This is a genomic window from Oceanobacillus piezotolerans, from assembly GCF_003665065.1.
Classification (GTDB): domain Bacteria; phylum Bacillota; class Bacilli; order Bacillales; family Amphibacillaceae; genus Oceanobacillus; species Oceanobacillus piezotolerans.
In genome coordinates this window covers 60,529-72,367 of sequence record NZ_RCHR01000007.1, presented here as the reverse complement: position 1 = coordinate 72,367, position 11,839 = coordinate 60,529, and the positions used below count along the sequence as shown (strand labels likewise).

The 11,839-nt window shown below is 38.4% G+C and carries 9 protein-coding genes, 2 tRNA genes and 2 other annotated features; of the genes, 8 read left to right on the top strand and 3 right to left on the bottom strand.

The window, feature by feature from the left end:
• The first annotated feature begins 107 nt into the window (after positions 1–107).
• From guaB to D8M04_RS16755, 4 genes are all read left to right on the top strand, one after another.
• Positions 108–1,580, top strand: coding sequence for an IMP dehydrogenase (gene guaB / locus D8M04_RS16770; protein WP_121524563.1), 1,473 nt, complete (start codon positions 108–110; stop codon positions 1,578–1,580).
• A gap of 142 nt (positions 1,581–1,722) precedes the next feature.
• A complete protein-coding gene (locus D8M04_RS16765; RefSeq protein ID WP_425464033.1) occupies positions 1,723–3,054 on the top strand; it encodes a serine hydrolase in 1,332 nt (443 codons plus the stop codon).
• 51 nt (positions 3,055–3,105) lie between these two features.
• Positions 3,106–3,336, top strand: a binding site (T-box leader).
• Between the two features lie 115 nt (positions 3,337–3,451).
• On the top strand, positions 3,452–4,726 hold the full coding sequence (gene serS / locus D8M04_RS16760) for a serine--tRNA ligase (protein WP_121524562.1): 1,275 nt from the start codon (positions 3,452–3,454) through the stop codon (positions 4,724–4,726).
• A 147-nt stretch (positions 4,727–4,873) separates the two neighbouring features.
• A tRNA-Ser gene (locus tag D8M04_RS16755) sits at positions 4,874–4,966 on the top strand.
• Between the two features lie 46 nt (positions 4,967–5,012).
• Here the strand turns inward: D8M04_RS16755 and D8M04_RS20610 are convergent.
• Entirely contained in the window at positions 5,013–5,144 is a 132-nt protein-coding gene (locus tag D8M04_RS20610; protein WP_281277139.1) for a hypothetical protein, read from the bottom strand.
• A gap of 140 nt (positions 5,145–5,284) precedes the next feature.
• Positions 5,285–5,499, top strand: a binding site (T-box leader).
• 55 nt (positions 5,500–5,554) lie between these two features.
• On the opposite strand from D8M04_RS20610, the gene proC reads away from it, so the two are divergent.
• Positions 5,555–6,364, top strand: a complete 810-nt coding sequence (gene proC, locus D8M04_RS16750) for a pyrroline-5-carboxylate reductase (protein ID WP_121524561.1) — start codon at positions 5,555–5,557, stop codon at positions 6,362–6,364.
• A gap of 576 nt (positions 6,365–6,940) precedes the next feature.
• On the opposite strand, the gene D8M04_RS16745 is transcribed toward proC, so the two are convergent.
• Both D8M04_RS16745 and D8M04_RS16740 read right to left on the bottom strand, forming a co-directional pair.
• Positions 6,941–7,624, bottom strand: a complete 684-nt coding sequence (locus D8M04_RS16745; protein ID WP_121524560.1) for a deoxynucleoside kinase — start codon at positions 7,622–7,624, stop codon at positions 6,941–6,943.
• A 23-nt stretch (positions 7,625–7,647) separates the two neighbouring features.
• On the bottom strand, positions 7,648–8,286 hold the full coding sequence (locus D8M04_RS16740) for a deoxynucleoside kinase (RefSeq protein ID WP_121524559.1): 639 nt from the start codon (positions 8,284–8,286) through the stop codon (positions 7,648–7,650).
• A gap of 196 nt (positions 8,287–8,482) precedes the next feature.
• Here D8M04_RS16740 and D8M04_RS16735 point away from each other — a divergent pair.
• The 3 genes from D8M04_RS16735 (at position 8,483) to acsA (ending at position 11,763) form a co-directional block, all read left to right on the top strand.
• Positions 8,483–8,558 (top strand) — tRNA-Arg (locus D8M04_RS16735).
• Positions 8,559–8,657: 99 nt separating this feature from the next.
• Positions 8,658–9,878 carry a dicarboxylate/amino acid:cation symporter gene (locus D8M04_RS16730; RefSeq protein WP_121524558.1) on the top strand — a complete coding sequence of 407 codons (1,221 nt, stop codon included), beginning with the start codon at positions 8,658–8,660 and terminating at the stop codon, positions 9,876–9,878.
• A gap of 169 nt (positions 9,879–10,047) precedes the next feature.
• Complete coding sequence (acsA, locus tag D8M04_RS16725) at positions 10,048–11,763, top strand: acetate--CoA ligase (RefSeq protein ID WP_121524557.1); 1,716 nt, start codon at positions 10,048–10,050, stop codon at positions 11,761–11,763.
• Positions 11,764–11,839: the final 76 nt, after the last annotated feature.

Below are 11,839 nucleotides of genomic sequence, written 5' to 3'. Positions count from 1 at the left end.
ATTGAAAATCATCGATAGATAGCGTATCGTATATAAAAATAGAGTTATCTACTAGTCTAATCTAATTTCAACTTAAACATACTTATTAATAAAAAGGAGGAGTAATTTTGCGTAAAGATAAGTTTACAAAAGAAGGATTAACGTTTGATGATGTCCTCTTGTTACCAGCAGAATCAGAGGTGTTGCCGAATGAAGTGCAATTAGGTATTGAGCTATCCCCTAACTTAAAGCTCAAAACACCTTTCATAAGTGCTGGAATGGATACGGTAACGGAAGCAGAGATGGCGATTGCTATGGCTCGTCAAGGTGGATTTGGTGTTATTCATAAAAACATGTCTATCGAAGAGCAAGCAGAACAGGTTGATCGCGTGAAACGTTCAGAAAGTGGCGTTATAACAAACCCTTTCTACCTAACGCCTGAGCATCAAGTATTTGATGCAGAGCATTTAATGAGCAAATTCCGTATTTCTGGTGTTCCGATTGTTAATACCATTGAGGAGCAGAAGTTAGTTGGTATATTAACGAATCGTGACTTACGTTTTATTCAAGATTACTCCATTTCCATTTCGGAAGTGATGACCAGTGAGAATTTAATTACGGCGCCAGTAGGCACAACGTTGAAAGAAGCGGAAGAAATCTTACAAAGATACAAGATTGAGAAGCTTCCATTAGTAGATGAGGATAATACACTAAAAGGTTTAATCACAATTAAAGATATTGAAAAGGTGATTGAGTTTCCAAATGCTGCAAAGGATTCACAAGGGAGACTACTTGTTGCTGCTGCAGTTGGTATAACGAGAGATGCCACAAAGCGAATTGAGAAACTAGTGGAAGCGGGTGTTGATGCCATTGTTATTGACACTGCACACGGTCACTCAAAAGGCGTTCTTCGTCAATTGAAGAGTATCCGTGAAGCTTTTCCAAATCTCGATATTATAGCGGGTAATGTTGCTACAGCAGAAGGTACTAGAGCGCTTATTGAAGCGGGAGCTACCGTTGTTAAAGTAGGGATTGGACCTGGATCTATTTGTACAACTCGTGTCGTAGCAGGTATCGGTGTACCGCAAATTACTGCGATACATGATTGTGCGGAAGCAGCTGAAGAATATGGTGTACCAATCATCGCTGATGGAGGTATTAAGTTCTCTGGAGATGTTGTTAAAGCACTTGCTGCAGGAGGACATGCAGTTATGCTGGGCAGCATGTTTGCTGGAACGGATGAAAGCCCTGGAGAAACGGAAATTTACCAAGGAAGAAAATACAAGGTATATCGTGGAATGGGTTCTGTAGGTGCCATGAAAGCAGGTTCAAAAGACCGTTACTTCCAGTCCGAACAAGATAATAAAAAGCTTGTTCCAGAAGGGATTGAAGGGCGAGTTGCTTATAAAGGCTCTTTAGCGGACACCATTCATCAATTAGTAGGTGGATTACGTTCCGGGATGGGATATTGCGGTACTGCTACTGTCAATGATTTACGAAATAATGCCCAATTTATCCGAATTACCGGTGCAGGCTTACGTGAAAGCCACCCACATGACGTTCAAATAACAAAGGAAGCACCAAACTATTCTATACAGTAAAAAATGACTATTTAAAAAAATAGATGTAGGGAAACCTCATCTATTTTTTTATTGCAATCTATGGTAAAATAATTGAGTGCTTGTTTTGAAAGTAATGCAAGAAAAAATAGATAGAAAAAGATTTTTGTGGAGGTACAGAAAGTTGAAACACAACATGATAAAAAGGTTCCCATTACTGCTTATGATAGCAGTATTGCTTGTTTCTTTTATGATTCAACCAAGAGATATTTCAGCAGCAGAAGTAGATATACCTGCTGAATCTGCTATTCTAGTAGATGCAGAAACTGGAAAGGTATTGTTTGCAAAAAATGCAGATATTGCACTTCCACCAGCAAGTATGACAAAAATGATGTCAGAGTATCTTGTAATGGAGGCAATTGAAGAAGGAAAGATTACTCCAGAAACAACGACGCAAGTTAGTGATTATGCTTATGAAATCTCTGCAAACCCCGAATATTCTGGAATAGGTTTAACGCAAGGAAAGGATTATACAGTTCGTGAATTGTATGAATCCATGGCTATTATCTCTGATAATGGTGCAACGATTGCTTTAGCTGAACTGGTAGCTGGATCTGAAGGCGAATTTGTAAAATTAATGAACCAAAAAGCTGAGGAAATGGGATTGCCGGATTATAAATTTGTTAATTCAACAGGTTTAGATAATGCGCATTTAGGAGGTAACCACCCAGAAGGGACAGACCCAGATGGTGTGAACTTATTATCTGCTAGATCATCAGCATTATTAGCTTATCACTTAATTAATGATTACCCACAGGCTTTAGAAGTATCAAGCCAGTTAGATATTAATTTTGAAGGCCATTATGATGTTAACTTAAACTGGATGCTTCCGCATGAGGGAGATAACTTTAGAGACTTTTATTACGAGGGAATTGATGGCCTGAAAACCGGATTTACAGAGTTAGCGGGTAATACGTTCACGGGAACAGCAGAACGTAACGGTAAGCGTCTCATCTCTGTTGTAATGAGAACGGATAGCAAGGAAGCTCGCTTTGAACAAACAGCTACTTTAATGGATTATGGATTTAATCAATTCCAAACAAAGGAACTGTTCCCAGCGGGATATCAAGTTGAAGATCAACAAACTCTTCCAGTAACAAAAGGGAAAGAAGATGAAGTTGCTATTTCTATAAGTGAAGGATTCACTCTTCCTATTAAAGCTGGAGATGAGGAACTTTATCATATAGAATATGAAATAAATAAAGACAGGCTAAATGAAGATGGGGAAATTATTGCCCCTGTAAAGCAAGGCGAAGTGATTGGAAAAGCGACATTAGTTTATGATGGAGAAGCAGATTATGGTTATATCACTCCAGGAAATAATTCTGTTGATCTTGTTGCAGAAACAGGTGTAGAAAAGGCGAATTGGTTCATGCTAACATTAGGTGCCATTGGTGATTTCTTCGCTAATATATTTACTACCGCAGTGGATTGGGTTAAAGGATTATTTAGTTAATTCATTGATCCTCTTGCAATTGGAATTAAAATTGATTATGATATTGAATAATGAAAAGTGTTGATAGGAGATAGTAGCAGTGACACTAACCTAAAGAGAGTCGATGGCTGGTGGGAATCGATGGTAGAGTGCTGTGAATCCATCCTTGAACTGGTTTATGGAACATCCATAGCTAATGGATAAAGTAAGTAAACCCGGTTAGGTACCGTTAAAACGCTGAAGCCGGAAGAATTTATTCTTCAACAAGGGTGGCAACGCGGGAAATATACTCTCGTCCCTATCTATTTAGGGATGGGGGTTTTTTGTTTTCTCCATAAAACAATAAGCAAGGAATCACATTCGCTAAAAGATGAGCGAATAAGGGTCATTCTCATAAAAACATTAAGGAGGTTTTACTATGCTAGATATGAAGTATTTGCGTAATAATTTTGAAGAAGTAAAAGTGAAATTGAGCCACCGTGGTGAGGATTTATCGGAGTTAGATCATTTTGGTGAATTGGATGAAAGAAGAAGAGAATTAATTACAGAAACAGAAAGCTTAAAAGCAAAAAGAAATGAAGCAACCAAGCAAATTTCTATTCTAAAAAGAGAGAAAAAGGATGCGGAGCCTGCAATCAAAGAAATGCGAGAAGTAGGAGACAAAATTGCAGAGCTTGATAAGGAATTAAAAGATATTGAAGCAAGCCTGCAGCAAATCATGTTCTCCATTCCAAATATTCCACATGAAAGTGTTCCCGTTGGTGAGGATGAAGATAATAATGTGGAAGTCCGTAAATGGGGAGAAATTCCTTCATTTGATTTTGAGGCACAGCCCCACTGGGATATTGCAACAAATCTTGATATCCTAGATTTCGAACGGGCTGGAAAAGTAACAGGAAGCCGCTTTGTATTCTACAAAGGACTAGGAGCACGATTAGAGCGCGCATTAATTAGCTTTATGATGGATTTGCATGCAGATAAACACGGCTATGTGGAAATGCTCCCTCCATACATGGTGAATCGAGCAAGCATGACTGGTACAGGGCAACTACCTAAATTTGAAGAAGATGCCTTTAAAGTGGAAGGCTGGGATTACTTTATGGTTCCAACAGCAGAAGTTCCAGTTACTAACTATCACCGTGAAGAAATCTTAACAGTGGAAGACCTGCCTAAGAAGTATGTTGCTTATAGTGCCAATTTCCGCTCCGAGGCAGGATCTGCTGGCCGTGATACACGTGGTCTCATTAGACAGCATCAATTTAATAAAGTGGAACTTGTGCAATTTGTGAAACCAGAAGAATCTTATGAAGCATTAGAAACACTTACTGGCCATGCAGAAAAAGTATTGCAGCTTTTACAGCTTCCATACCGAGTAATGAGTATGTGTACAGGAGATTTAGGATTTACCGCAGCGAAGAAATATGATATTGAAGTTTGGATCCCAAATCAAAATACCTATCGTGAAATTTCTTCTTGCTCTAACTTTGAAGCGTTCCAAGCAAGACGTGCTGGTATTCGTTTCCGCCGTGAGGTAAATGGAAAACCAGAATATGTGCATACGTTAAATGGTTCTGGTCTTGCAGTTGGAAGAACGGTTACTGCTATTTTAGAAAATTATCAGCAAGCAGATGGCAGTGTAATCGTTCCAGAAGTGTTACGTCCATATATGGGTGGAATAGAAGTGATCAAATAAGGATAGTATAAGGGAGAGACCAGTTCTCTTCCTTTTCTGTTTTATAATTTGGAATTTATCATGCATTTACCAGTACTAAGGTAAAGAAAATGTCGAAAAAACATTGACATTGTAAATTGAACATGTTATATTAGTTCTTGTCGTCACGGAGGTATACCCAAGTCTGGCTGAAGGGATCGGTCTTGAAAACCGACAGGCGGGTCAAACCGCGCGGGGGTTCGAATCCCTCTACCTCCTCCATTTAAACATAAGCGCACAAAATATTGGAGATAAAACACCGTTACTTCTATGAAGTAGCGGTGTTGTGTTTTTCTATTCCATTTTTACTCTCATTGCTTATAAAAGTCCTGATAAATATTTTGGAAGATAAGTTTTCTACGTCTAGCTCCAGGGAATTTGGTTCATCTTCAAGTTCCATTTCATTCCTCTCCCCTTCATTAATATGCAATTGTCATTATAGCAACTCCTAATAAATAAAGTCTTGACAAAATTCCATTTAGAGCATATAGTACAGAAAATAAGAAATTAGTAACATTGAAATTCAGGTATAATTTAATAGAAAAGATGTTGATTAGATCAGTAATACAAACGAGCATCGAAAGAGAATAGAATCCATAGGGCTGGAAGATTCTAGCGATTGTCTCTTGTATGAACCTATCTAGGAGTCATTAGTGTAATTACTAATCACAGGTTACTGTGTTATCAAAAGAAGAAGGACATGTCAGATATCATGTCAATTTAGGTGGTACCGCGGAGCTCATTCCGTCCTATTTATTTAGGATGGAATGAGCTTATTTAATTTTTCGTCATTAGAAAGAAGGTTATTGAATGAATAAAAAAATTGCATTTGTTGGTGCTGGTTCTATAGCGGAAGCGATTGTTTCTGGAATTATTAATGCAAAGGTAGTACCGGCTAGTAATTTGTTTGTTACTAATCGGGAAAATACACAACGACTAGAGGAATTAAGTGCACGATATCAGGTTAACGCGCTTAGTGATAGAGAGGAAGTAATTTCTAATGCTGATATCGTAGTATTGGCAATGAAGCCATATGACTTGGAACAATCATTGTCAGCGATTAAAGGGTATTTAAAAGAAGATCAGTTTATTATCTCTATTCTTGCAGGTGTTTCAACTGAAAGAATAACAGAGTTAGCTGGGATAAATATACCAGTAGTACGAGTGATGCCGAATACCTCTGCATTCATCGGTTTTTCTGCTACCGCCTTATCGAAAGGGAAATTTGCTAAAGAGGAACATCTCCTTCAAGCGGAACAACTTTTCCAAACGGTTGGTACCACAGTACTCGTACCAGAAAAAGATATGCACACCATTACAGCCATATCTGGAAGTGGCCCAGCGTATATTTACTATATCGTTGAAGCCATGGAGAAAGCTGCAATAGAAGCAGGCCTGGATTCCAATATCGCAAAAGAATTGATTACACAAACGGTTATTGGTGCTGGCAATATGTTGAAGTTATCTGGAGAAGAGCCAGATATTCTGAGAAAAAAAATCACCAGTCCAAAAGGAACAACAGAGGCGGGGATTGAAATATTAGAAAAACATCATGTGCAACGAATTATGATGGAATGTGTGAAAAGTGCGAAGGAACGATCAGAGGAGTTAGGGAAATAAGATTATTTAAGTCACTTCTGTTTCTATAAATTACTTCGTAGTTGATAGGAAATTCGATGTGGTCAAAATGATATTTCCTGATATACTCTCGCTGGTTCTAATGATTGTATGTGCTAGAAGCCGCTTCGGCAGAATACTCCGCTTTCCACGGGCACGGCCTCAGCCTCCTCGCGGAAAAACTACCGCTGCGGGGTCTTCGGACACGTGCTATTCCCGTAGGAGTCTACGTATTCTGCCTACACTAATTGAGACTTTCTGCTTTATGTGTGGTGTAAGTAATAGCGTTTCACAGATCTATATTTGAATGTTTTATTGCAGTAATAAATACGAAAGTCGAGAAGCTCAAACTGAGCGGAGGAAATACGCGGAGACTCCTGCGGGATGAAAAGCCTAGGTGAGACCCCGCAGAGACGTTAGTCTCGAGGAGGCTCAGCAGCCGCCCGTGGAAAGCGCAGTGTATTTCCGGAGCGATTTCTATGCACTATCTTGAATTAAACCAGTCAAAAGTTTATCTAAAGTACAAAATAAAAGAGGGTATAACATAAAAGTTAGACTTTATGTTATACCCTCTTATGGTTATTTAGCAAGTAATCTGGAACGGTTACCGCGTGTTTGCTGTATGAAATGACCAATCTTCTCCAAAATTGGCTCGATTGAATTTTCATTTGTGACTAAATCGTAATCAGAAATATTCAATCGTAAAATAGGACAAGAATTAAAGTTATTAATCCAATTTTCGTAACGCTGATGCATCTCTTCCCAATAGGAAATAGGAGTTTGTTTCTCCATTTCGCGTCCACGTACTTTCACTCTTTCTAAGACATCATCTAATGAACCCTCTAAATAAATTAATAAGTCCGGATGCGGAAAATAAGGGGTCATCACCATTGCTTCGAACAAATTACTGTATGTTTCATAATCGGTTTTGGACATATTTCCGTTTTCGTAATGCATTTTAGCAAATATACCTGTATCTTCATAGATAGAACGATCTTGGACAAACCCGCCACCATATTCAAAGATTTTCTTCTGCTCTTTAAAACGTTCTGCAAGGAAATAAATTTGCAGATGGAAGCTCCAACGTTCGAAATCCTTATAAAATGATTCTAGGTATGGATTAGTATCTACTTTTTCATAGGATGTCTTAAATCCTAATGCTTCTGCTAAAGCCTTTGTCATCGTTGATTTCCCTACACCAACAGTACCAGCGATGGTAATCACACTATCATTAGGGATGTTGTATTTCTCTCTAAGATTCATTTTGGTAAATACTCCTTTATGGTTCATTTGCTAGCAAATGCGTCTAGATGTTTTTCAACGAGGTCTGTTATCTGCTTTAGATCCTCTTGATATTGTACAAAGTCAGTTTCATCACCATTAATCCGAATAACAGGAATATGTGGATGCATCGCCTCAAACTGATTCATATATATTTCGTAATCTGATATAAGCTGAGAAAGGTAAGAGGCTTTTATATTCTTCTCTACTTCGCGATTACGCATTTCAATTCGTTTTAGTATCGTATCTAGACTTGCAGTTAGGTAAATCATTATATTAGGTTCCGGCATATCTTCGGTAAGAATATGATATATCTTTTCATACTTATCGTATTTGTCCGCTTCTAACGTACGTTTTGCAAAAATCATATTTTTAAGTATATGATAATCGGCAATTACCGGTTTTTTTTGGTTTAAGTAATCTTTATTAATATCTTCTAATTGCTTAAATCGATTGCATAGAAAGAACATTTCTGTTTGGAAGCTCCAAGCTGCTATATCGTCATAGAATTTACCCAGGAATGGGTTTTCTTCTACGATTTCCTTTAATAAATGAAAATCTAATTGATTTGCCAGTTTCTTCGCAAGAGATGTTTTTCCAACTCCAATTGGGCCTTCGATGGCAATAAAAGGGACTCTCGCCATGCCTCATCCTCCAATTCGCTCTTCATTCACATTTTTTAATTTTAACATAGAAAAGATGAAGTGGATACTACTTATGATTAGAAAGAATTGTCATTAATAAACGCATACTATGGTATTATTTGGGGTATATACTTTTAACTTACTCTTTTACAAGCAAACTGTTTTTGGTATAATTAAAAGTGCTAATCAAAATATTGGCCTCGTAGCTCAGGGGATAGAGCATTGGTTTCCTAAACCATGTGTCGCAGGTTCGAATCCTGCCGGGGCCACCACTTTCAAACCCTGCATTTTTAAAGTTTTTTATCTCCATCTGTCCAAATTGCCCAACATAGTCAGTCAAAATAAAAAATAAAATAGAAAGGACGAACTATATGAGCTTAACGAAAAAGATTTTGATTGCTCTCATATTAGGGGTAATAGTTGGGATCGGCTTAACCTTTGTTCCTAATGATACGTTTTCAATACTAGATACATATCTTCTAACCCCAGTTGGCCAAATTTTTATTAATTTAATTATGATGCTGGTTGTTCCACTCGTGTTTGTTTCGATTACATTAGGAACAGCAGGTTTAGGCGATCCTGCAAAATTGGGGAAAATTGGTACGTATACGGTAAGTTTTTTCCTAATTACGACGGCTATTGCCATCTCCATTGGACTTGGACTTGGATATTTACTCCAACCCGGAAAAGAGGGTGTATTCAGTGTAGAAGAAGAGTATGAAGCTACTGAGCCACCACCAATTATGGATACAATTATTAATATTATTCCTGAAAATCCAATCGCAGCAATGGCCTCTGGTGATATGCTACAAATTATAGCATTTGCCATTTTCATAGGAATTGCCTTAGCTTTCCTGGGAGAAAAGACAGCTGGAATCCACCGTTTATTTGAGCAAGCAAATGAAATTTTAAATTGGTTAGTTATGTTGGTTATGAAAGCCGCACCTTATGGAGCATTCGCGCTTATTGCCTCTGCGATAGGTAATGCCGGTTTAGATGCGGTAGGTTCTATGGCAATGTATATGATTACGGTAATACTAGGTTTAATCGTCCACGCAGCTGTTGTATATAGCTTGGCAATCTGGTGGCTTGGAAGAGCAAATCCAATCACATTTTATAAGGGATTCTTCCCAGCTATGACTGTTGCATTTAGTACATCGAGCTCGAATGCAACATTACCAGTTTCAATGAAAGCTGCCCAAGAAAATCTTGGAGTGAGAAAAGAGATTAGTAGTTTTGTCCAACCATTAGGTGCGACAATTAATATGGATGGAACAGCGATTATGCAAGCTGTTGCGACTGTGTTTATTTCTCAGGTATACGCACTCCCACTAAGTGCAACAGATTTGCTTTTAGTTGTTCTAACAGCGACATTAGCAAGTATAGGAACGGCAGGAGTACCCGGTGTTGGGCTCATTATGCTTGCAATGGTATTAGGCCAAGTGGGATTACCTGTAGAAGGTATTGCATTAATTATTGGTATTGACCGTATTCTAGATATGTTACGTACAGCATTAAATATTACAGGTGATGCAGCTTGTGCCTATATTATTTCTGAATCTGAAAAGAGAAAAGAAAAATCTGCAATATAGTTTTTCAGAAAGCGGCTTTCCATCCATGGAAGCTGCTTTTAAATTTATGGATTAAAATACTTTAAAAATATAACAGAATGTTCTAAACTAAAATTAGTTACTAAAAATTTCTAATTATTTGCTATAATTAGGGATGTAATCGATTTCAATATTGGGAGAGGTGAGTGAAATGGATATGCAAGTAATACCAGTAAAAAAAGGAGATTTTAATCTAAAGGATTACGACCGTATGCGAGAGACTTTTTCTTGGGATGATATGAAACAGTATTTCACATGGAATCATACAGGGAAAGTTAATATGGCCTATGAAGCTTTGGATCGACATGCAGAGGATCCAAATAAGAAGGATAAAATTGCATTATTGTACTCTGCTCCAGATCGTGAAGAAAAAGTAACTTTCGGTGAGTTAAGTAAAGAAAGCAATAAGTTTGCTAATATACTTAAGAATTACGGCATTGTAAAAGGAGATCGTGTATTCCTTTTTATGCCGAGAAGTCCAGAATTCTATAAAGCGTTCTTTGGGATTTTAAAGATTGGAGCAGTTGCTGGTCCCTTATTCGAAGCGTTTATGGAGCAAGCGGTACGTGATCGTTTGCAGGATAGTGAAGCTAGGGTATTGATTACAACTCCAGAATTACTTGAGCGGGTTCCACAAGAAGACCTCCCAGATTTAGAAAATATTATTATTGTTGGAGACCTAAAGGACGAATCGGATAAATATATTGATTTTAAAAAGGAAATGGAAGCAGCATCAGATGAATTTGAAATCGAATGGGTCGATTTAGAGGACGGTATGCTGCTTCATTATACCTCAGGATCTACTGGGAAACCTAAAGGTGTTTATCATGTACACAATGCTATGATACAACATTATGCTACAGGGGAATGGGTATTAGATTTGAAAGAGGACGACATATATTGGTGTACCGCAGATCCAGGATGGGTAACTGGAACAAGTTATGGGATTTTCGCACCGTGGTTACATGGCGTTACTAATGTCATCCGTGGTGGAAGGTTTACGCCAGACGACTGGTACCAAACGTTAGAGAAATACGGAGTAACTGTATGGTATACCGCACCAACTGCACTGCGTATGCTAGTAAGTCATGGGGAAGATAAAGTAAAGAATTACGATTTATCCTCCTTACGCCATATTATGAGTGTCGGTGAGCCGCTCAATCCAGAAGTTATTACCTGGGGAATAAAAGCATTTAATCTCCGGATACATGATACGTGGTGGATGACAGAGACAGGCGCACAATTAATTGTAAACATTCCAGCGTTAGAAGTACGTCCTGGTTCCATGGGCAAACCTATCCCAGGAGTGGAGGCTTCAATCGTGGATAATGAAGGTAATGAATTACCGCCGAATCAAATGGGGAACTTAGCGATTAAGGCGGGCTGGCCATCCATGATGCGGGCGATATGGAACAATCCAAGCAAGTATGAAAGCTACTTTATTAATGGCTGGTATGTTTCTGGAGATAGTGCATATCGAGATGAGGATGGATACTTCTGGTTCCAAGGTCGATTAGATGATGTGATTAATACATCTGGAGAGCGTGTTGGTCCATTTGAAGTAGAAAGTAAATTGATTGAGCATCCAGCCGTTGCCGAAGCGGGCGTAATCGGAAAACCGCATCCGGAGCGCGGGGAAATTATTAAAGCGTTTATTACATTAAATGCGGAATACGAGGAGTCGGAGGAGCTTTTAGAAGAAATCCGGCAGTTTGTAAAAACAGGATTGAGTGCACATGCCGCTCCACGTGAAATTGAAGTAAGGGATAGTATTCCAAAAACACGCAGTGGGAAGATTATGCGTCGCTTACTAAAATCATGGGAGCTTGGATTACCAACTGGAGATACTTCTACGTTAGAAGAATAGAGACAGTAAAAGAGTTGTCCTTTGCTGCTTGGCGAAGGGCAATTTTTTTATTATGATAGAAGTGTTTTTGAATGGA